Origin of the sequence: Roseiarcus fermentans (assembly GCF_003315135.1) — a bacterium.
GTDB classification, from domain to species: domain Bacteria; phylum Pseudomonadota; class Alphaproteobacteria; order Rhizobiales; family Beijerinckiaceae; genus Roseiarcus; species Roseiarcus fermentans.
Genome location: NZ_QNRK01000036.1, coordinates 49,937 through 71,866, shown reverse-complemented (window position 1 = coordinate 71,866; position 21,930 = coordinate 49,937). Strand labels below are relative to the sequence as shown.

Below are 21,930 nucleotides of genomic sequence, written 5' to 3'. Positions count from 1 at the left end.
CAGGACCGCAGCCGTCTGGGCAACGGTCCCGAAAATCTCGCCGTTCTCCGCCACATGGTCCTGAACGTCATGCAGAAAGACGGCGAGAAAGGCTCACTCCGCGGCAAGTTCAAACGAGCCGGTTGGGACGAAGCCTACCTCGCCCGCCTCCTCACCCTGTTTTGAAATGCGATCGCCCTGGGTCACGCAGGCCGTGTCGTTGACTCTCAATCGGGCCTTTTGAGCGGGGGGCGTCCTTGCGGACGCCCTCTGGACCGCATCACCCGTGGCGTCCCGGGCCCCTCGCGCGTTCAGGCGAGGTCTCGGCTTTTCGGCTGTCGTGCAACCGCTCGCGCCAGCGATCCAGGAGCTCCGCGAGTTGCTGTCGGTTGATCGGCTTCGAGATATAATCGTCCATTCCCGCGGCCAGGCAGACTTCCCGGTCGCCGGCCATCGCGTTCGCCGTCACCGCGACGATCGCGATGGCGTTGCGCGGCGGCGGCAGCCGGCGAATGAGCCTGGTCGCCGTGAGCCCGTCGACCCGCGGCATCTGGATGTCCATCAGAACCATGTCGTAATCGCCCCGGGCGACCACTTCGACCGCCTGGTCGCCGTCCTCGGCGACATCGGCGCGGTGGCCCAGTCTGTTCAGGAGGCCCGCCGCGACCTGCTGGTTCACGAAATTGTCGTCGACGACCAGGATTCGAAGGCCGTGCTTCGGCCCGTCGGAAGGGATCGGCGCGACCGCGCCGTCGGGCGGGCGCCGGAGCGACCTCGACCTGTCGCGATCGGCGGGGATCGGCGGACCCGGTTGGCTCGCCTGCGTCTGCGGCGCGGGGCCGCTCGGCGCCGAATCGCCCGCGACCGTGAGTGGAACGGTGAACCAGAAGACGCTTCCCTCGCCTTCGCGGCTTTCGAAGCCGATCTCTCCGCCCATGCGCTCGACGATGCGCTTGCAGATGGCGAGGCCGAGACCGCTGCCGCCGTAGCGCCGGGCGGTGGATGCGTCGGCCTGGGAGAAGGTCTTGAACAGCCGCTCCTTGGCCGACTCGGCGATGCCGATGCCCGTATCGGCGACCGTCGCCTCGAGCAGGGCGCCGCCCGCCGGCTGACGGCGCACGCCCACGACGATGGAGACGGAGCCGCGCTCGGTGAATTTGACGGCGTTGCCAGCGAGGTTCAGCAGAACCTGCCGCAGGCGGCCGGCGTCGCCCAGAAAGACCTCATGGTCGACGTGTGAAATCCGGAAAGACAGCCCGATGTCGCGGCTTTTCGCCCGCGGCGAAAGCAGTTCGACGACTCCTTCGACCAGCGGGCGCAGTTGGAAAGGCGTTTCCTCGAACTCCAGTTTCCCGGCCTCGAGCTTGGAGAAGTCGAGAATGTCGTTGATGATGGCGAGCAGGGCCTCGGCGGAGTCGCGGGTCGTGTCGACGAAGCGCCTCTGGTCGAGCGAAAGGTCGGTGTCGAGCAGGAGGCTCGTCATTCCGATGATTCCGTTCATCGGCGTCCGGATTTCGTGGCTCATGGTCGCCAGGAACTCGGATTTGGCGCGGCTTCCCTCCTCGGCCCGCATCATGCTGGCCTTCAGGTCCCGGGCCATCGCTTCGAGCCGCTCGCGCTGGTCCTTGAGCTCGCGTTCGACCTCTTCCCGCCGCGCAATCTCGCGGGTCAATCCTTCGTTGCGGCCCTCGAGTTCGAACCGGCGCCGGTCGGATTCGGCCATCGAAGCCCGCAGGTCCCGCGCCCTCCTGCGCATGGTCTCGAACAGGACCGCGGCCACGAGGACGAGAGGCGGAAAGACGCTCGCCAAATCGAGCAGGAGCCGCGACGTGATGTGCCCGTAGGCGGCCTTGTCGGAGATCAGGGTGACGAGGTCCAGACCGGCGCCCGGCACGGGCGTCCGAACGGCGAGCCAACGGCTTTCGGGGCCGGATGACGCGAGCGGCAGAACCGCGCCCGGCGCCTGTCGGGCGGCCTGGCTGATCCTGGCCCCGACGCCCGGCGGCGGTTCGGCTTCGGCGGGCAGGGGACGTCCGTCCGGCGTCACGAGGAACTCGAAGAAACCGGACTCGGCGCTGTTCTGGATCAGATAACGGGAGAGTTGCGCCAACGGCGCCTCGGCCACGACCAATCCGGCCGGGACGCCGCGGTAGGACACGAGGGACCGGGCGGAGAGAACGGCGCCGTCCGGATCGACGAGGACCGTGGCGTCGGCGGCCGCCCGGGGCGCGCTCGCGGGCGGGGCCGCGCGCGCGTCCTCCGCGGCGTAAGCCAGCGCCGAACCGTTTTCATCGTAGAAGGTCACGCGGTCGAAGACAGTCTGTCCGCGCACGGTCCCCCGCTTCAGCCGAGCGTTGAACAGCTCCGTGACGGCGGCGAGATTGGCGTTCAGCCCGTAACGCGGCGACATGCCCAGGGCCTTGTTCGCATTGTAGGCGGCGATCTCCGGGGCGTCGGCGATCGCGACGGCGTCGGCGCGCAGACGCGCGAGGAAATCGTCGACCGACGCCGCCCGTCGCGCGCTTTCCAACAGCAGACGCTGGTTGGACTCCGCGCGAAGCTGCTGTTCGGAATGGAAACCGCTCCACAACAACATCACGGCGTACAGGCAGAAGGCCGCCGCCCCGATCAGCGGCCAGCCGACGGTTTGCCGAAACGAAAGTAGCGTTTTGCGAATCGTCATTCGCAAATTGCAGCGCCTAGTTTACGAAAAAATCAGGAAGGGAATTGCGAATGCCCGGATAGTATTTTTCGACCAGCGCATCGTAGGAGCCGTCCGCCTTGATTGTGTGCAGATAGTCGTTGAAGGCGTCGCGCAGCTTCGGCCCGGAGGGTCGAAAGGCGGCCGCCAGGTTCTGCTGTTCGGAGATCGGGCCGAGAACCTTGATCTTGCCAGCCCATTTCTGCAGGTCGAGGATCGCATCCGGCACGTCGAGCAGAGTGAACTCGGCTTCGCCGTGCAGCAGGGCGGGCGTCATTTCGTTCAGATTGGTGTTCCTGGTATAGGCGCGAAGATCGATTCCCCGGCCTTTCAGCGCGTAATTCGCCGGGTCGAGGCAGGTTTTCTCCATGACGAGAAGGCTCTTGCTCCCGATCAGCGCTTTGGTTTCGTCAATGTCCCGGGCGAGCGAGTTGCTTTCCTTGATCGGCGAATACGGCGAGTCGGCGCGGGCGACCAGCCAGATCTGCGACGGAAATGTCGGCTGCGAATAGATGACCACCTTCTCGCGCCATGGAAGCACTGTAAACCCGGCCGCGATCATGTCGCCGCGGATCGGATCGTCGCCCTCGAGCGTGACGTCGTCGCCATGACGGTCGACAGTCTTGCCGAGGAGGTCGCGCAGGACCGAATAGAAATCGGTCTGAACGAAGACATACTTGACGCCGAGATGTTTCGTGAACCCTTGTGCGAGTTCGACGTCGAAGCCGTCGCCGGCGCCGGTGACGAAATTGGCGTAACGGATCCCGAGATGCCGAAGTTCGCCGCGGGCGCGAACCTCATCGAGGTCGTCCGCGCGAGCCGCCATCCCCGACAGCCCGACGACGAACAGCATCGCCGCTGCGAACCATGCCTTGATCGACATTCAAACCTTACTCGGCGTGGAGCGGGAGCGTCGCCGCCCAGCCTTGGTCCCGCCGCATTTCGCCTGCGCGTTGCGATTTGCGATTTCCTGCCGTTGGAGGAACAAGAACCGCGCCAAGGCGGGCCCGAACCCGGCGCGGCGACTATGCGTCGCGGCCCGGCGCACGAAGAGCCGCCGGCGGGGCATTTTTTGCGTCTGGCTATTGGAGAGGGATGACGTGGATCAAGCAGCGAGTCTTCGCGCCGGCCCGAGAGGCGCAGCCCGCTCGATCGGGCTGCAGAAGCTCACGCGAGCAGCGCAGAGATGTCCACCACGACCCCCGGTCGGCGCGCCGGGGTGAGCAATCCGCCCGTCAACCGCTTCTGCGCGGCGTAGCCGCCGTGTTTGGCCTCGCCGAAAACCTCGACGGCGCCGCCGACGAGATCGACGATCCAGACCTCCGGCACGCCGAACCTCGCGTAGAGCGGAAGCTTGACGCCCCGATCGTAGGCGAGCGAACTGTCGGCAACCTCGACGAGAAGGAGAACGTCGTCCGCGCCCGGATGGCTGGCGCGAAAGCCGTCCGCACGGGGCCGCAAGACCATGAGATCCGGCTCGGGCTCGTCATAAGCGCCGAGACGCAGCGGGCTCTGCACGCTGACGAGCGCGACGTCGTCGGGCAAGGCGCGGGAGAAGTGGCGCGCCAGCCGGTTTGTGATCGCGGCGTGCGGACTGCCGATGGCCGCCATGTCGATGATCTCCCCGTCGATCAGTTCGACGCGATGCGGGTCGGTCAGAATACCGGCCTCGGCCATTCTGTAGAGGGCTTCGACGTCGAGCCGCCGCCGCGCCGGCGCCGGGGGACGCTCCAGAATTCCGCTCATCGGTTACCTCCGGGGCCGAAGTCTACGCCTTGCCGCCGCTGAACGCCAAGCTTTCGCCGGACACTCAGGGCAATCGCCTGAAGGGAGACTTCTGGCGCCCGGCGGCGCCCCCGCCCCCCTTGTGGGGGCGGGACAGGGTGGGGGGTCTCACGGACCTCTCAGTGTCGCAGCTGCAAAGTGGCTAATCGTCGAGTTCAGCGCGCCCCCCTCCCGGCCTCCCCCACAAGCGTGCAATCCATTCCTTCCCGAGGCGACCCTCGTGGGCGCGCTTTCCGCCCAATTGAGGCGTCCACGACCGCAATCCGCAACGGGTGCTTTACGTCGATTCGGGCCGTTGACGAATTCCGCTCCGAGGGGTCTCTGAGTCCGACGAGCGCCGTCCGTCCCGACCGCGGCGGGAAAAAGGATTGCGGAAAAACGGAAATCAATGTAGACTGAAATCTGGCCTGAGGAAAACCGAGTCCGCATGTCCAGCCTACAAGCCGCATCCGGCGAGTCCGGACCGCCCGAGGAGCCCCCATCCGATTGGGCGGGCAGGCGCGCCGCGGAAAAGGCCCGACGCGTGAAGAGGATCGAGCGAAGGGAGCCTCTTTTCGACCTGCTCGTGTCCGGCTACAGCGTCGAGCCGATCGCGCAGGCGCCCGACACGAACCCGTCCGCGGCGTCCCGCGCGGTCGCCGAGGCGCTGGCGGAACGCCGGTTCGACGGCGCCGAAGACTTCGCACGGGGTGGCCCGGCTCGAGAAGGCGCTCCGCTGCGCCGGCGTTTGGCTCGAGACGGGCGAACGGAAGGCGGTTCAGCCGCATCTCGCGGCAGTCGCGGAACGGAACCGCCTGTACGGCCGCGCCCGGGCGCCCGACGTCCCGCGCCGCCGCTTGCGCTCGCGCACGCCGCCGCTCGGCGGAGCCTTGCCCATCACCAAAATTGGTCCGGGGATAGTGGAGGCGCAGGCGCCAAGGCTCTCGAGTCGAAAAGTGAAAAAGTGACAGGTCTCGGCGCCCAAGTCTCTGAAAAGATGCGTGGCCTGCCAGGCCTGCACGGTGGCCGCCGACGGTGCAGGGCGGGGTCGCTGACAAGCTCGCTGACCCCGCCCTGCACGCTCAACGAGCGCGCCCGACAGGGCTGCGGCCCGGAAATCCGCCCCCCGGTTACGCAAGTCAGGTCTCGACCGACGGAAAGGGTCGGCGCCCGTAAAGTCGCGAGCGCCTGTCGCGCTCAGCCGGTCTCGTCCTCGTCCCCTCCGGCCTCGCCGATCCGGTCGACCGCGACCACGCGCTCCCCGTCGGCGGTGTGGAACACGATGACGCCCTGGGCGCCGCGGCCGGCGATGCGAATGCCCGCGACCGGCACGCGGATGAGCTGGCCGCCGTCGGTGACCAGCATGATCTCGTCGGAATTGGCGACCGGGAAGGAGGCGACGAGCGCGCCGTTGCGCTCGTTGACCGCCATCGCGACGATGCCCTTGCCGCCGCGTCCGGTGAGCCGGTATTCGAATGACACGGTGCGTTTGCCGTAGCCGTTCTCCGACACCGTCAAGATCACCTGCTCGGCGGCCTGCATGGCGGCGAACCGCTCGGGCGACAGCGCCGAGCCGTTCGCAGCGCCGTTTTCGCCGTCGGTCTCGGCCTCGCCCCCCTCTTCCGCCGCTTCGCCGAGGAGCGCGCGGCGCTGCTTCAGATAGGCCGCCCGCTCGTCGCCCGTCGCCTCGAAGGCGTTGAGGATGGCGAGTGAAATGACGCCGTCGCCCTCGGCGAGCGCGATGCCGCGCACGCCCATGGAATCGCGCCCCTTGAACACGCGCACGTCGCCCACCGCGAAGCGGATGCACTGGCCGCGCGCCGTCGTCAGCAGCACGTCCTGCTTGTCGGAGCAGATCTGGACGTCGACGATCCGCTCGCCTTCGTCGAGCCGCATGGCGATCTTGCCGGCGCGGTTGACCTGGGCGAAGTCGGAAAGCTTGTTGCGCCGGACGGTGCCGCGCGTGGTCGCGAACATCACGTCCCAGGATTCCCAGGTCGCCTCGTCCTCGGGAAGCGGCATGATGGTGGTGATGCGCTCGCCCTGCTCGAGCGGCAGCAGGTTGACGAGCGCCTTGCCGCGCGCCTGCGGCGCAGCCAACGGAAGGCGCCAGACCTTCTCCTTGTACACCTGACCCGTGGACGAGAAGAACAGCACCGGCTGATGGGTCGAGGCGACGAACAGGCGCGCGACGAAATCTTCGTCGCGCGTCGCCATGGCGCCGCGCCCCTTGCCGCCGCGGCGCTGCGCCCGGTAGGTCGATAAGGGGGCGCGCTTGATGTAGCCGCCGTGGCTCACCAGCACGACCATCTCCTCGTGCTGGATGAGGTCCTCGTCGTCCATGTCGGCTTCGCTCTCGAGGATCTTGGTGCGGCGCGGCGAGGGAAAGTCGGCCTTCACCTTGACGAGCTCGTCCCGGATGATGCCCATCAGGCGGAGGCGCGAGCCGAGGATGTCGAGATAGTCGGCGATCTCGGTCGCGAGCCGGTTCAGCGCTTCGGCGATCTCGTCGCGGCCGAGCGCGGTGAGGCGGGCGAGGCGCAGCTCGAGGATGGCGCGCGCCTGCGTCTCGGACAGTTTGATCGAGCCGTCCGCGTCGAGCGTGTGGCGCGGATCGGCGATGAGGGCGATCAGCGGCGCCATGTCGCGCGCCGGCCACGACCGCTCCATCAGCGCGACGCGGGCTGCGCCCGAATCGGGGGACGTGCGGATGAGCCGGATCACCTCGTCGATGTTGGCGACGGCGATGGCGAGGCCGACCTGGATGTGGGCGTTGTCGCGCGCCTTGGCCAGCAGGTACTTGGTGCGCCGGGTTACGACGTCCTCGCGGAAGTCGAGGAAGGCGCGCAGCATGTCGCGGAGCGTCAGCATCTCGGGCCGACCGCCGTTCAGCGCGATCATGTTGGCGCCGAAGCTCGACTGCATAGCGGTGAAGCGCCACAGCTGGTTGAGCACCACCTCGGCGACCGCGTCGCGCTTGAGCTCGATCACGATCCGCATGCCGTCGCGGTCCGACTCGTCGCGCAGGTCCGAGATGCCCTCGATGCGTTTCTCGCGCACGAGCTCGGCCATCTTCTCGATCAGGGTCGCCTTGTTGACCTGATAGGGGATCTCGCTGACGATCAGCGCCTCGCGGTCCTTGCCCTTGCGCAGTTCCTCGACCGCGACCGTCGCGCGCATGATGATCGAGCCGCGGCCGGTCGCATAGGCCGACCGGATGCCGGCGCGGCCGAGAATCTTGGCGCCGGTCGGGAAGTCGGGCCCGGGCAGGCGCTCCATCAGCTCGTCGAGCGAAATGTCGGGCTTCTCCATCATCGCCAGCAGCGCGTCGATGGTCTCGCCGAGGTTGTGCGGCGGGATGTTGGTCGCCATGCCGACGGCGATGCCGCCGGCGCCGTTGACCAGCAGATTGGGGAAGCGCGCCGGCAGGACGGCCGGCTCCTCCTCCTTCTCATCGTAGTTCGGCTTGAAGTCGACGGTGTCCCTGTCGAGGTCCTCGAGCAGCGCGAGCGCGCTGCGGTCGAGCCTCGCTTCGGTGTAGCGCGAAGCCGCCGGAGGGTCGCCGTCGACCGAGCCGAAATTGCCCTGGCCGTCGATCAGCGGCACGCGCATGGAAAAATCCTGCGCCATGCGCACGAGCGCGTCGTAGATCGCGAGGTCGCCGTGCGGATGGTACTTGCCCATCGTGTCGCCGACTGTTCGGGAAGACTTGTTGTAGGGGCGGTCCGGCGTGAAGTTCAGTTCGTGCATCGCATAGAGGATGCGACGATGGACGGGCTTGAGGCCGTCGCGAACGTCCGGCAACGCACGGCTGACGATCACGCTCATCGCGTAATCGAGATAGCTGCGCTTCATTTCATCGAGGATCGAAACGGGCTTGATGTCGGCCGGCTGCTGCTCAGGGCCAGATCGTTCGTCGCGGGTGTCGCTCAATTCGCTGCCTCGTTTCGCACGGGCTACCGTCTATCCGATTCCACCCTTCGGCGCCACACGTCGAGATTGCCGCGGCGGCGGGTCGAGGGCCTGTCGGAGGGAGCGGCTTGCCCTCCCGGGCGGGGATCATTGACAGGGGGGTGGCGCGCGGCGCGGATATCCGTCGGCCGCGCCGGAGTCGCAGCCTGGAGACATCCTTAATGACCATCGCCATCTGGTGCATCCTGATCGCCGCGACCTTGCCTTATGTCGCTTTCTCCTTCGTCAAGGGCCTCGATCCGAACCAGCCGCGCTACAACGTGCGCGACCTCGCAGGACGATCGATCCGCGCCTACGGCGCCCACCTCAACGCGCTCGAGACGTTTCCGGTGTTCGCCGCCGCGGTGATCGTCGCGCATGTGGTCGGCGGACCGAGCCGGGCGGCCGACGTCCTCGCGATCGTCTATGTCCTCGTGCGCCTTGGACACATGGCGGCCTATGTCGCGGGCCGCGCTCCATTGCGGTCGGCGGCGTTCGGCCTCGGCCAGCTCTGCGCGGTCGCCATCTTCGTCTCGCCGCTGTTCCGGTGAGACGAAAGCCCTCTCCCCAGAAGTTGAAGCAGAGGGGCGGCCTTGGTCGAACGACGTGGCGCGTCGTCGCGAGCCGGCGTCAGAGATCGAGGCGGATTCTCGCGCTGATTTGCGCTGGATCAATGCGGGCATTGGCGAGCGGGTCTAGACATGGCCATCGCGATCGCGAAAAGGCGACGCGAGGCAGCGATCCGGGGGCCTCCGCCGTTCCCCCTTGGCTTTCGGATCGCTGCTTGAAAACCTCGAATCGCATCTGGGCGGGAGCGGGGCGTCGCGATCGGTCCAGACACGGCGTTGAGTCTTCCTCCCCCGATATTGTCCGCCTTGCCGTTCACGAACTAACGTCCTCCTGCGACATCGAGAATCGCGCCGGTGACGTAGGACGCGGCGTCGCTCATGAGCCAAGTGACCGCTTCCGCGATTTCTTCGGCCCTCCCTGGGCGTCCCATCGGCGTCGAACGGCCGAGAACGCGCGCACGTTCGGGATCGCCGCTGTCGGCGTGAATCCCGGTTTCAACGAGACCGGGGCGAACCGCGTTCACCCTTATCCCCTCCGGGCCGAGTTCCTTCGACAGGCCGAGCGCCAGTGTGTCGATTGCGCCCTTGGATGCGGCGTAATCGACATAGAGGTTGGGCGAGCCGAGCCGGGACGCGGCGGAGGAGATCAGGACGATGGAGCCGCCCGTTCCGCCTTCGGATTCGGACATCCGCCGCGCCGCCTCCCGCGCGGTGAGGAAGGTCCCGAGCACGTTGACCTCGAACACCCTGCGCATCCGTTCGGCGCTCATGTCGATCAGGCGCGCGGCTGGCGCGACGACGCCGGCGTTGGCGACCACGGCCGACAGCGGCCCGAGCGCGCGGATCGCGGCGTCGAACATCTCGGCGACGTCGGCTTCGTCCGCGACGTCGCCTTTGAGCGCCACGGCGCGGCAGCCCAACTGCGCGATCGCCCGCACGACATCGTCGGCGGCGTGAGAGTCCGCGCGGTAATTGACGCCGACCGCCCAGCCGCGCTGGGCGGCGAGCAGCGCGACGGCGCGGCCGATGCCGCGCGAGCCTCCGGTGATCAGGACGGCTTTGGACATGACGGCCTCAGACAATGCGCGATCAGAGCGCCTCTCGGGTCCTTCCTGAGAGGATCGGCCCCGCCGCCCGATTCAAACCTTCGGGCGCCGACCTCCGCGCTGGGCGGCTCCGGCGGCAGGGATATGCCGACGCGCCGCGATCCCGGCTGGTCACGCCCGAGACGATCCCGATCATCGTCGATCTTGCTGGGCCCGCGCCCGGGCGTCTGTCCGGGAGGACGATGGGGCTACTCGGTCAGTTTCCGCCGCCAGGTCTGGATGACGGAGGCTCGTTCGAGCGCCTTCTTGTCGTCGCGGCCAACGACCCCAAGATCGAAGATCGTCTCCAGCCGGGCCGCATTGTCCTTCAGATAGCTGACCTGTGCGGCGGTATTCATGACCTCGTTGAACGGATCGGGTTTGCTTCGATACTGAATGCCGACAAAATACGGAAAGCTGGCGCTCGACAGCCGCCCCTCGTCGGACACGCTGGCGCCGAACGTGGCGACGTAATGATAGGCATGCCCGCCTCGCGCCGGGATATAACTGTCCGTGCCGTTGAAGAAATCCAGGTCTCCGTAGCCCTCGACGAACTCGTAATCCTCCGCAAAGGAGCCGACGACGGCCGTGAACAGAAACTTCTCCTTGTCGCCGACCTGATAGGTTGCGGGCAGCACTTCCTGGCCGATATCGGGCCCCCAAAGATCGGACGATTTCAGCAGGTAGTTTCTGACCGACTTCGTCTGGCCGTCGGGTAACACGACGTCGCTCTGCCAATAGACGAAGCCTTGGTCGTCACGCAGCAACGTCGTCTTCTGCTCGAGCAGGGCGATTTCAGCGGCCAACTTGGCGTCGCTTCCCGCGTAGCTGACTGCGCCGGCGGTCGAGGCGTCGGAGAGAAGCATGTCGGATTTCGGCTTCCGGAACAAATTCAGGAGATTGGCGCCGGCTTCGTTGCTTCCATCCCAGTTCAGCACCACCCATTCCGGGAGCGAACTGCGATGCCCGGCGCCGAACTTGTCATCCGCCAGCCAGCTTCGCTTCGCGTAGCTGCTCTTCAGCACCTTGACGCCCGACGACGCGTCCTTGGTGCTGTAGCCCAAGGGTCCATAGATGGGAATGCTGTCGATTGCGAAACCCACGACCTTCGACTGGTCCGTCACGCCCAGAGCGTAGGGATCCTGAAGCTGCTTGAGCAGCGCGCGCGACATCTGATGGTTATGAAGGATTCCGCGGCTCTTCGGAAGCTGCGGAATGTCCGAAGGCGTCGCGTGCGCGACATCGGAATTGACGATGGCCGCCTCCGCGACGTTGGCTTCGTAGGACCAGGCTCCCTTGTCGTTGTAGGAGAAAGTATCAGTATAGTTGAAAATACTGATTCCGTTCACCAGGAACCCGATCGCCCCTTTTGACGCAAGATCGTGTATTTTTCGCTCATCGGCGACCGGATTGCCGTCAATCTTGAAGATCCCATAGGTATTACCGGGCTTGAAGCTGGTGAAGTGTTGGGGCGATTCCAATAGGTAGTCGGGAATCCCGGCAACATAAATCAGAGCGCTCTCGCGGTCTTTGGTCGTCTGGACACCAACGATATCGGCAGGAATCTGCGATACGGCCGCGTCCCAGAGCCTCGTGTCGCTGTGCCCGAAGCACGGATTGGCCTTGTCGCGGCTAACGAGTAGGTGCGACAGCACGTTCCGCCACAGCGCCGAGGCGGTGAGCTCGGCGACGCCGTCCGGGGCGGCGGCCTTGGAGCCGGACACCTCGATCTCCTCCTGCGTCAGCAGCCCGGCGTTGTCGCAGGCCGCGAGCGCGAGAACGGACGTCGCCCCCTCGTGGGCCAGGGCGCCCGGCGCCGGAGCCAGGGCCAGTCCGGCCCCCAGGACCGACGTGACGAAGAGACCGGTCCGGGTTCGTGCTTGGGGGCGGGGAGCGTCATTGTTCATGGGCTTGACCATCTGCCTTGGTTAGTGGAATTCGCAGCAGTCGGCGAGGGGATGCGCCATCCTCCGCGCTGCGTCCATTCTCGGGTCGAGAGGCGTGGAGTCGAAGCTGCGCACCGCCGCGTGACGATGTCGCGACGGATGCCGCTCGACGGCGAGCGGAACCCCCGGCCGCGGCCGCCGTCGAGCCCCCGCGGTCGCTGACGTCAGCGCGAGGCCCCGGGCGAGCGCGTGAGGGGGTGGCGGGCGGATGGTGCCCAGGGGCGGAATCGAACCACCGACACTGCGATTTTCAGTCGCATGCTCTACCAACTGAGCTACCTGGGCGCCGGCGTCCCTACGGGACGGACGGTGCGGGGCTTATAGGCGCCGGCCGGCGCCTTGTCCAGAGCGGACGTGACGGATTCTTGTCGGTCCGGCCTGGCTCGGCCGGGCCTGCCAGTTCGCCTTGAATCGGCCGCAGTCGGACCGGAATACCAGCCATCGGCCCCTTCTTCAACCGGCTCGGAACTCATGCGTATCGCCGCGTCATTCGGTTCCCTTCTCCTCGGCTGCCTCACGGTCGGCGCCGCTGCCGCCGCCGACCTCCCGACCGCCCCCTCGACCTATCCGGCCCTGTCGTCCGGGCCTGCGGCCCCGGAGTGGAACCCGTGGTCGGGGCTCTACGCCGGCGCCGGGGTGACCGCCTGGAGCGGCGGACACGGGAAAGGCGGCGCCGGCGGCGAGGGCTATATCGGCTACGATCACGCCTTCGCCAACGGCGTCGTGGTCGGCGTGCGCGCCGAGAGCGGCTATGGCCCGTTCCTGTGGTCGACGCCGCGCGGCTTTTCCCAGTTCACGGGAACCGCCTACGCCGGCGGCGAGGCCACGGTCGGCTACCGCATGGGCCAGCTCACGCCCTACCTGCTCGCCGGCGTCGACTTCGCGCGACCCACCGCCTTCTCCGGCTCGAGTCCGCTCGACGCGGTCAACACGGTCTTCTCGGGCCCCGGAGCGGTGCAGGCGGTCGGCACGGTCGGCATGGGCTTCACCTACCAGGTCGCGCCGAATTTCGCGGTCGGCATGGAAGCGCGCATGGTCAGGGTCAACAACCCCAACTCCCTTCTCGCGCCGTTGCCCTATTGAGCCCTTTTGCCCTGTTGCTTTCGCCCCGCCGAAGCGCTAGGTGCGGCTGCCTCGTTTTCCTTGCGCCGAAGTTCCCCCCATGCCCGACTTGTCCCGCCGCGCGCTTGTCCTTGGCGCCGCCGTCCTGGCCTGCGCCCCCGTGACGCCGGCCGGCGCCCAGGGGGTCGCCGCGCCGCAGGGCGCGGCGACCCCCTTCGGCTTCCAGGACGTCGTCAAGCGCGCGCGCGACCTCGCCGCCGCCCCTTACGACGCGACCATTCCTCCGCTGCCCGACGGTCTCGCGAACCTCGATTACGACGCCTGGCGCGACATCCGCTTCAAGTCCGACAAGCCCCTGCTCGGCCAGCAGCTCAACGCCACCTTCCGGCTCGAACTGTTCCATCTCGGCCATCTCTACAAGCGTCCGGTCATCATCAACGTGCTGCGCGACGGCATTCCGGCGCCCATTCCCTATGCGACCAACCTGTTCGACTACGGGCGCAACAAGGTCTCGGCCAACCTGCCGATCAACCTCGGCTTCGCCGGCTTTCGCCTGAAGTTTCCGATCAACGCCCCGCATGTCTGGGACGAGGTCGTGGCGTTTCTCGGCGCGAGCTATTTCCGCTTCCTCGGGCGCGGGCAGCGCTACGGGCTGTCGGCGCGCGGGCTCGCGATCGGCGGCGGGCGGCGACTCAACGAGGAGTTCCCCTATTTCCGCGAGTTCTGGATCGAGACGCCGGGCCCGAACGCGGAGACGATCTCCATCAATGCGCTGCTCGACGGCGAATCGGCGACCGGCGCCTTCCGTTTCGAGCTGACGCCGGGTCAGGACACCTATCTCGAGACGGGCGTCACGTTGTTCGCCCGCAAGACGATCCCGACGCTCGGCCTCGCGCCGCTCTCCTCGATGTTCTTCGTCGGCAAGAACGACCGCCGTTTCACCGACGACTTCCGCAGCGAACTGCACGACTCGGATGGGCTGCTCATGCACACCGGCGCCGGCGAGTGGATCTGGCGACCGCTGAGCAATCCGCTCGCGCCCTCGGTGTCGGCGTTCCTCGATCGCGATCCGCGCGGATTCGGGCTTCTTCAGCGCGACCGGAATTTCAGCGACTACCAGGACCTCGACCTCGCCTACGAACTGAGGCCGAGCTACTGGATCGAACCGCGCGACAACTGGGGCGAGGGCAAGGTCGAACTGCTCGAGTTGCCCACCAACGACGAAACCAACGACAACGTCGTCGCGGCCTGGGCGCCTAACGACCCGCTCGAGGCCGGCAAGTCGCTGACCTACGGCTACCGCATCACCGCGCTGACCATGGATCAGGCGCTCAGCCCCGGCGGGCGGACGGTCGCCACCTTCCGCGTCTCGCCGCGGGCGCTCGGATCGCCGGAATCGCCCCCCCCGGGCGCGACCCGGTTCCTGATCGACTTCGCCGGCGGCGATCTTCCCTTCTACATGAGCGACCCGTCGCAAGTCGAGGCGATCGCGACCGCCTCGAACGGCCGGATTCTGCGCACTTTCCTCACCCCCAACGCCCACACGCGCGGCTTCCGCGCCGGCGTCGACGTCGCGGTCGATTCGGGCCAGAGCACGGACCTGAGGGTTTTCCTGCGCTCGGGCCCCAAGGCCCTGACCGAAACCTGGACCTTCCCCTGGCGAGGCTAGGGACCGGACGAGTCCGGCAGGAGCGGCGCTGACGTGCGGGCCAAGGGCCGGGCGCGGAATTAGTCTTTTCATAGCGTTGCGGTGAGATTTCCGGGCGCGTGTAACTCCCAACCCCGTCATTGCGAGGAGCAAAGCGACGAAGCCATCCATGCCGCCGCTTGCTTCCTGCGGAAAAAATCGCTCCGTCTTCTGCTCGCAACGAAGGGCGGCTGGACGACCAGAGGGCGCGACAGCGGCCCAGCGGCCCTGGATCGCTTCGCTTCGCTCGCGATGACGGCGCTGTTGGCCACCGGCTTGGGAGTTACGGGCGCGTGCAACTTCGAGGACGGCGCCCGGGACGGCGCCATCCCCTTGAGGGCCGCGACCGCCGCCGCTCCTGTGGCCGCCTTGGCGGTTCTGGGCGCGTGCAACTCCCCACGCGGGACGGCGGTCGCGCATTTCCGCGTCGTCGCGAGGCGCGACGCTCGGACGTCTCGATCCGGGGGACGTGGCGATCCCGACGGAACCGGCCAAGGTCCCGACGTTGCGCCGTCGCCGTCCTCCGACATTCGCAGGCGGCCTGGATCGCCGTCCCTGGAGACAGGGACAATCGTCAACGGCGGCATGCCGGCGATCCCCGGACTGTGACGCGGGAAGGGCGTTCCTGAGCCGCAGGGCGCCCCTCGGCCATTCCGGCGCAGGCGGGCGGGCGCCAAACCAAGACGGCGCCAAATCAGGACAAGAGCCCGCGTCTCCCATTTTGTGGTTTTTCAAGAGGTTGCGCACGGATTGAGTTCTCATTGTTCCCATCGTGTCTCCCGGGGCCGGCGGCGCTTCCGCCGACATCGCGCTCCTGCCTCGTCCGTTGCGGGTCGGTTGGAGCGGGCTCCCCGAACTGGTCTCGCGGAGCGCCGTCATGGCGAGCCGAAGGCGAAGCCATCCCTGCCGCAGGGCGAGCAGCGTTTTCCGCGTCCACCGGGCTCCTCGACCCGCGGGTCGCCCTCGCGGCGACGGTTGCGGGACGGCGAGCTCCTTTCCTTTTGGAACAAATATAGAACGAACCTCATTCGCACGGCAAGAGATTTCACGATTCGGCGGACGGTCTTGCTGGCGTCCGTCACTCGCAAGCCTGCGTCCGCTCCTTCGCCGTCTTTGCGAGCCGAACCTCCGGGCTCGTTGGCTCGGCGGCCGCTCCTCGCAATGACCGGGTTGGTCGTCTGGCGCCCGGCGCTTCGCCGGGGCGGCCTGACGGGAGATCGCCGGCAGCAACGGCCTGTCGCGGTCGTTGGCGATGGGGGCCCGCCAGAGACGGACGGCGCCCGAAGTCGCCAGTCGCCCGGTCGGTCCAGTCAGGACCGCAGCATCATCCGCAGCGCGTCGGGGGCGAGGATTCGAAGCCGACGGTAGGACACGTCGATATGTCCGTCGGCTTCGAACCGTCTGAGCACGGTCCCGGCGGTGGTTCGCGCGAGGTTGCACATCGCCGCGTAATCTTCCTGGCTGAGGTCGATCACAACCGGGACCGCTCCGACGGGCGTATGGTAGCGGCACCCGCCGAGCCGCAGCAGCACCGCCGCGCTGCGCTTGACGTGGTCGCGGATCAGGAGGTCGTCGGCGGCGCCGATCGCAACGTCGTAATGGGCGATCGCGGCGAGCCCGAAGAACCGCCAGGCGCCCGGGTCCACCGCGACGATTTCGCGGATGGCGGGCAAGGGCAGATGCAGCGCCTCCGACTTGCGCGTCACCGCGAGGCCGATTCGGCGCGGCTGCTCGGTGAAGGCCGCCGCTTCGCCGAACCACGTGCCCGGTCTCGCAAAATGCGCGACATAGGGGCCGCGCTCGCCGGGCGCGATCGACAGCGCCAGATCGCCATCGACGAGCCCGTACATTCCCCCGGGCGGATCGCCGACGGAATAGATCGTCGCCGCGGCCTTGAATTCCAGCAGATTGCAGCGGGCGAGCACCGTCTGGCGGAACGACGACGGCACGAAGCTGAGCCAGCCCTGCCGCGAAACGACGTCGTGCGCCTGCGCGAGATCGAGCATGGTCGTTCCAGAGGATCGCCCGCGAAACCGGCGGCGGCGTGGGCGAGCCGCGGGCCGGCAATTTCGCCTCGCTTTAGCGAAGGCGCGCGGGCGGTCAATAGCCGGCCGGGAATCGGGCGCCGCGTTCCGGCGCCCATCGCTCGCCCGGCGCCCCGCGCCCCTGCCGGCGCAGAAGTCTCCCGCAGAACCGTCGGCGTCACGCGTCCGCTTTCGGCGCCATGACGAAATCCCAGCTCACCGACCAGAACGGCGCCGTGAACCCGAGCCTTTCCGCCTCGACGGGGTCGTCGACCTGCTCGAAGTCGGCAATCAGCGTTTCCTTAACGCCGAACACCGGGTCTTTCGTCAGATAGGGGCAGTCCGGCGTGAAGATGTGGGTGATCACGGTGTCGAAACCCGGCGCCGACACCATGAAATGGAGATGAGCCGGGCGGTGGATCGAACGGCCGAGCGCCGCCAGCATCTCGCCGACCGGGCCGTCGCCGGGAATGGGATAGTAGAGCGGCTTGGCCGACCGGAACCAGAACGCGCCGTTCGCGTCCGAGGTGAAGGCGGCGCGCAGGTTGTTGTCCGGCTGCACGCCCTTCTGCTGCACGTCGTAGAAGCCGTCGGCGTTGGCCTGCCAGACTTCGAGCAGCGCGCCCGCGATCGGCTCGCCGTCCTGATCCAGCACCCGCCCGCGCACGACCACCGGCTCGCCCTTGCCGTCGAGGTTGATATTCGCCCCGTTCTCGTAGCGTGGCGAGTTGGGGACGTAAAAGGGCCCGAGCACGGTGTTCTCGGTCGAACCTTCTGGCCGGTCGTGGTGGATGGCGTCGACCAGCATCGAAACGCCGAGCGTGTCCGAGAGAAGGATGTATTCCTGCCGCCAAGCGTTGCACATCTGGCCGGTGCGGGTGAGGAAGTCGATCGCCTTGAACCACTCCTCCGGGGTCAGGCGCAATTCCTTCACCGCTTCGTGCAGATGCTTGACCACGACGGCGACGATCTCGCGCACGCGCGGGTCCGCGTCCGAAGCCGTGCGCGCATCGACCACGGCCACCGAATCGGCCTCGGTGAAGAAGGCGAGCTTGCGGCCGTGTTGGCCGTCTCCATGTTCGTTCATTGTTTTCCTCCCGCAAAGTCCGGTGACGCCGCTCTCAGAACGGCAGGCCGACGTAATTCTCCGCCAGAGACGCCAGCGCCTTGTCCGACGAGAACAGATACTGGAGCTCCGTGTCCTGCAGCTTGTTCTCGTAGGACGAGTTCTGCGGGAACCTGTGCAACAGCGTGGTCATCCACCAGGAGAACCGCTGCGCCTTCCAGACCCGCGCCAGCGCCTTGCCCGAATAGGCGTCGAGCCCCGCGTCGTCGCCCTTCTCGTAATGCGCCATCAACGCGTGATAGAGGTAGTGGATGTCGGAGGCCGCGCTGTTGAGCCCGCGGGCGCCCGTCGGCGGAACGATGTGCGCGGCGTCGCCGGCGAGAAACAGGCGCCCCCAGCGCATCGGCTCGGCGACGAAGCTGCGCAGCGGCGCGATGCTCTTCTCGATCGAGGGTCCCGTGATCAGTCGGCCTGCGACGTCATCGGGCAAGCGGCGGCGCAACTCGTCCCAGAACGCCTCGTCGGGCCAATCTTCGACGCTGTCCTCGAGCGGGACCTGGATGTAGTAGCGGCTCAGGACCTGGGAGCGCAGGGAGCACAGCGCGAAGCCGCGCTCGTGCCGGGAGTAGATCAGTTCCGGCGACACCGGCTTCGTCCGCGACAGGACGCCCAGCCATCCGAACGGATAGACCCGCTCGTATTCGCGCAGCACGTCTTTCGGAATGGATTTTCGGCTGACGCCGTGAAAGCCGTCTGCGCCGATCACATATTGGCAGTCGACCCTGACGATCTCGTCGCCGTCGCGATAGGTGACGTAAGGCGTCTGCGACGTGAGGTCATGAAGGGCGACGTCCTCGACGTTGTGGAGGACCTTTCCCTTCATTCGGTCGCGGGCTTCGTAAAGATCGCGCGTCAGTTCCGTCTGCCCGTAGACCACGACGGAATTGCCGCCGGAATGCTTGTGCAGATCGACCCGATCCATCACGCCGTCGTGGGCGATGAAGAAGCCGTGGTGAATCTCGCCTTCGCGGTCCATGCGCTCGCCGCATTGGGCTTCCCGCATCAGGTCGGCGAAGCCGTGTTCGAGCACGCCGGCGCGAATGCGGCTGAGGACGTAGGTCCGGCTGTGCCGCTCGAGCACCACGGTGTCGACGCCCTTGAGATGCAGCAATTGAGACAGCAGCAGGCCCGACGGGCCGCCGCCGATGATGCAAACCTGAACCTTCATCGAACTCCTCCGTGCCGTTCCGTCGTGAAACGCACCGTATCATTGCCGAAAGACCTCCAGGGCGCCGTCGTCGGCGACGGCAATGACGCGGTCCTCTTCGATGACCCGGGATCGGCGTCGGGATCGCGCCCTTGGCGGGCCCGTCGACGCAATGTCCGCCGCGCCGGCGAAACTGGGCCGAGTGGAATCCGCGCCAGATGTGGCCGGCAGAGACGGTCAAGTCCCGACCGGCCATGGCGAGCGGAGTTTGGCGCGGCTGCGGATATCGAGTCTCTTGCGACAAGACCGGCGAGGCGTCGAGGGGACAGGCGCGGGTCAACTCGTGCGCGCCGTGTCGGGGCTCGGAGGTGGCTATCCCTTCGGGAAGTCGAGCCCCATCGCCCGGTAGCGCTCAGGGTCGTCCTGCCAGTGCTCGCGCACCTTGACGTGCAGGAACAGGTGCACCGTCGCCCCGTGGGCCTCGGAAATGTCCTTGCGCGCCGCCGTGCCGATCGCCTTGATCGTCCGGCCGCCCTCGCCGATGACGATCTTGCGGTGACCCTCGCGGGTCACGAACACGGTCTGTTCGACCCGCGCCGAGCCGTCGGGCTGGTCCTTCCACGAGTCGGTCTCGACGGTCGCCTGGTAGGGCAGTTCGTCGTGCAGCCGCTCGAACAGCTTTTCCCGGGTGATTTCGGCGGCGAGCGAGCGGATCGGCGCCTCGGCGATCTGGTCCTCCGGGTAGAGCCACGGACCTTCCGGCAGCATGAGGGCGAGATGGTCGGCGAGGCGGTCGAGCCCGTCGCCGGTCGCGGCTGCGATCATGAAGGTCTCGAGGAAGGGCAGGGCCGCGTTCAGCCGCGCGGAGAGTTCGAGCAGCCTCGCCCGCTCCATCAGGTCGATCTTGTTGAGGACCAGCACTTTCGGCGTGCGGCTGTCCTTCAGCGTCGCCAGGATCGCCTCCGTCTCCTCGGTGAGCGTCTGCGAGGCCGCCTCCTTCCGGGCGTCGATGAGGAGGGCGAGCGCGTCGGCGTCGGCCGCCGCGCCCCAGGCGGAGGCGACCATCGCCCGGTCGAGCCTGCGCTTGGGCGCGAACAATCCCGGGGTGTCGACGAACACGATCTGCGCCTCGCCCCGAATCGCGACGCCGCGCACGGTCGAGCGGGTGGTCTGCGCCTTGCGGGTGACGATCGACACCTTTTCGCCGACGAGGGCGTTGATCAGCGTCGACTTGCCGGCGTTGGGGGCGCCGATCAGGGCGACGAAGCCGCAGCGTGTCTGGCTCATGGGGTGCTCCAGCGGTCGAGGAAGGCCTGCGCCGCAGCCTGTTCGGCGGCGCGCTTCGAACTGGCTTCGCCCGTCTCCGGCTCGTAGCCCGACACCGCCACCCGCATCACGAACAACGGCGCGTGCGCGGGGCCGCTGCGCGCCGCCTCCTCGTAGCGCGGGGCCGCGAGCGCCCGGCCTTGCGCCCATTCCTGCAGCGCGGTCTTGGCGTCGCGCGCGGGTTCGGCGTCGGCGGTGAGCCGTTCGCCCCACGCCCGCTCGATCAGGTCGCGCGCCGCCTCGAAGCCGCCGTCGACGAACACGGCGCCGATCAGCGATTCGCACAGGTCGGACAGGATCGCCGCCTTCTTGCGCCCGCCGCCGCGCGCTTCGCCCACGCCCAGCAGCGCATGCGGGCCGACGTCCCACTCGGCCGCGATCGCGGCGCAGGTTTCGCGCCGCACGAGCTTGGCCAGCCGCATCGACAATTCGCCCTCGCTCGCCGACGGAAACGACCGGTAGAGCCGGTCGGCGACGACGACGCCGAGCACCCGGTCGCCGAGGAATTCCAGCCGCTGGTACGAGCGGCCGCCGGCCGCCTGGGCGGAGAGATGGGTCAGCGCGAGCGTCGCCAGATCCGGGTCGAGGAAGCGGTAGCCGAGGCGCGCTTCGAGGTCGGCGCGTTCAACCTTGGCGCGCTTGGTCATGCGACGAACCGGCCGGGGGGCAGGGCCCCGGGCGGCGCCGGCGCCGTCAATGCACCCGCTGGAAAATGCGGTCCCAACGTACGGTCCACGGCCACTTCCACACTTGCCATGCCGGCGTGTCGTCGCCGATCGAGAAGAAGATGAGCTCGCCGCGGCCGATCAGGTTCTCGAACGGCACGTAGCCGACGCCGCCCTGATCACCGGCGAGCCGGGAATCGCTCGAGTTGTCGCGGTTGTCGCCCATCATGAAATAGTGGCCGGGGGGCACCTCGTAGACGCGGGTGTTGTCGAACGTGCCCTCGTCGCCGTCGATCTGGATGATCTCATGCTTGACCCCGTTCGGCAGGGTCTCGAGGTAGCGCGGCGCCTCCTCGGGCCTGCCGAAGTGGTTGACCGTCGCATAGGGCGCGATCGGCTCGCGCGGGACCATCTCGCCGTTGATGATCAGCCGCCCGTGCTGCACCTGGATCTTGTCGCCCGGCAGGCCGATCAGCCGCTTGATGTAGTCGGTCTGGCCGTCGCTCGGCAGCTTGAAAACGATGATGTCGCCGCGCTTGGGCTGCGAGGCGAAGACGCGTCCCGGGATCGCCTGGGGGAAGAGGTCGAGGAAGCCAGGCAGCGAGAAATGCGAGTAGCCGTAGGCGTATTTCGACACAAACAGGTAGTCGCCGACCAGAAGGGTCGGCACGAGCGAGCCGGACGGAATGTTGAACGGCTGAAACAGCAGGGTGCGGACGACCAGCGCGATCAGCAGGGCCTCGACGATGACCTTGACGGTCTCCCACCAGCCCTCTTCCTTCTTGACCGCGGTCGCGCCGGCCTTCACGCTCTTGTCGCTCATCTGGGTCACTGATGCCCTTCCTCTCGACCGCCGGCGGCCGAACGTCTTCCTATATAGGCGTGGCCATCCCGCGCC

Annotated in this window: 15 protein-coding genes and 1 tRNA gene; 3 read left to right on the top strand and 13 right to left on the bottom strand. The window is 67.4% G+C overall.

Annotated features, from left to right (window positions below):
• Positions 1-259: 259 nt before the first annotated feature.
• From DFR50_RS32650 to gyrA, 4 genes are all read right to left on the bottom strand, one after another.
• Positions 260-2,662, bottom strand: coding sequence for a hybrid sensor histidine kinase/response regulator (locus DFR50_RS32650; protein WP_113891986.1), 2,403 nt, complete (start codon positions 2,660-2,662; stop codon positions 260-262).
• Positions 2,663-2,678: 16 nt separating this feature from the next.
• Complete coding sequence (locus tag DFR50_RS24955) at positions 2,679-3,563, bottom strand: transporter substrate-binding domain-containing protein (RefSeq protein WP_113891985.1); 885 nt, start codon at positions 3,561-3,563, stop codon at positions 2,679-2,681.
• A gap of 284 nt (positions 3,564-3,847) precedes the next feature.
• Entirely contained in the window at positions 3,848-4,426 is a 579-nt protein-coding gene (locus tag DFR50_RS24950; protein ID WP_113891984.1) for a Uma2 family endonuclease, read from the bottom strand.
• A 1,215-nt stretch (positions 4,427-5,641) separates the two neighbouring features.
• Complete coding sequence (gene gyrA, locus DFR50_RS24940) at positions 5,642-8,377, bottom strand: DNA gyrase subunit A (protein ID WP_113891982.1); 2,736 nt, start codon at positions 8,375-8,377, stop codon at positions 5,642-5,644.
• 200 nt (positions 8,378-8,577) lie between these two features.
• On the opposite strand from gyrA, the gene DFR50_RS24935 reads away from it, so the two are divergent.
• Entirely contained in the window at positions 8,578-8,946 is a 369-nt protein-coding gene (locus tag DFR50_RS24935; RefSeq protein WP_113891981.1) for an MAPEG family protein, read from the top strand.
• 338 nt (positions 8,947-9,284) lie between these two features.
• On the opposite strand, the gene DFR50_RS24930 is transcribed toward DFR50_RS24935, so the two are convergent.
• The 3 genes from DFR50_RS24930 to DFR50_RS24920 form a co-directional block, all read right to left on the bottom strand.
• Positions 9,285-10,031: an SDR family oxidoreductase gene (locus DFR50_RS24930; RefSeq protein ID WP_113891980.1), complete on the bottom strand. Its 747-nt coding sequence runs from the start codon at positions 10,029-10,031 to the stop codon at positions 9,285-9,287.
• 227 nt (positions 10,032-10,258) lie between these two features.
• Positions 10,259-11,956, bottom strand: a complete 1,698-nt coding sequence (locus DFR50_RS24925) for a YHYH protein (protein ID WP_170153379.1) — start codon at positions 11,954-11,956, stop codon at positions 10,259-10,261.
• 248 nt (positions 11,957-12,204) lie between these two features.
• A tRNA-Phe gene (locus DFR50_RS24920) sits at positions 12,205-12,280 on the bottom strand.
• A gap of 186 nt (positions 12,281-12,466) precedes the next feature.
• Here DFR50_RS24920 and DFR50_RS24915 point away from each other — a divergent pair.
• Together DFR50_RS24915 and DFR50_RS24910 are read left to right on the top strand one after the other, a co-directional pair.
• A complete protein-coding gene (locus DFR50_RS24915) occupies positions 12,467-13,078 on the top strand; it encodes a hypothetical protein (RefSeq protein ID WP_113891978.1) in 612 nt (203 codons plus the stop codon).
• A 79-nt stretch (positions 13,079-13,157) separates the two neighbouring features.
• Positions 13,158-14,726: an OpgD/OpgG family glucan biosynthesis protein gene (locus DFR50_RS24910; protein WP_113891977.1), complete on the top strand. Its 1,569-nt coding sequence runs from the start codon at positions 13,158-13,160 to the stop codon at positions 14,724-14,726.
• A 1,328-nt stretch (positions 14,727-16,054) separates the two neighbouring features.
• On the opposite strand, the gene DFR50_RS24905 is transcribed toward DFR50_RS24910, so the two are convergent.
• From DFR50_RS24905 to lepB, 6 genes are all read right to left on the bottom strand, one after another.
• The gene (locus DFR50_RS24905) at positions 16,055-16,750 is read right to left on the bottom strand and encodes a Crp/Fnr family transcriptional regulator (RefSeq protein ID WP_113891976.1); all 696 of its coding nucleotides are present in this window, start codon (positions 16,748-16,750) and stop codon (positions 16,055-16,057) included.
• Between the two features lie 196 nt (positions 16,751-16,946).
• Positions 16,947-17,855: a dioxygenase family protein gene (locus tag DFR50_RS24900; RefSeq protein ID WP_113891975.1), complete on the bottom strand. Its 909-nt coding sequence runs from the start codon at positions 17,853-17,855 to the stop codon at positions 16,947-16,949.
• 34 nt (positions 17,856-17,889) lie between these two features.
• Positions 17,890-19,062, bottom strand: a complete 1,173-nt coding sequence (gene pobA, locus DFR50_RS24895; RefSeq protein ID WP_113891974.1) for a 4-hydroxybenzoate 3-monooxygenase — start codon at positions 19,060-19,062, stop codon at positions 17,890-17,892.
• Positions 19,063-19,413: 351 nt separating this feature from the next.
• Positions 19,414-20,328 (bottom strand): GTPase Era, encoded by a 915-nt coding sequence (gene era, locus DFR50_RS24890; protein ID WP_113891973.1) that lies wholly within the window; start codon positions 20,326-20,328, stop codon positions 19,414-19,416.
• A complete protein-coding gene (gene rnc / locus DFR50_RS24885; RefSeq protein ID WP_113891972.1) occupies positions 20,325-21,014 on the bottom strand; it encodes a ribonuclease III in 690 nt (229 codons plus the stop codon). Before rnc ends, era begins: the two co-directional genes overlap by 4 nt.
• Positions 21,015-21,060: 46 nt before the next feature.
• Positions 21,061-21,855 (bottom strand): signal peptidase I, encoded by a 795-nt coding sequence (lepB, locus tag DFR50_RS24880; RefSeq protein WP_113891971.1) that lies wholly within the window; start codon positions 21,853-21,855, stop codon positions 21,061-21,063.
• Between the last annotated feature and the right edge of the window lie 75 nt (positions 21,856-21,930).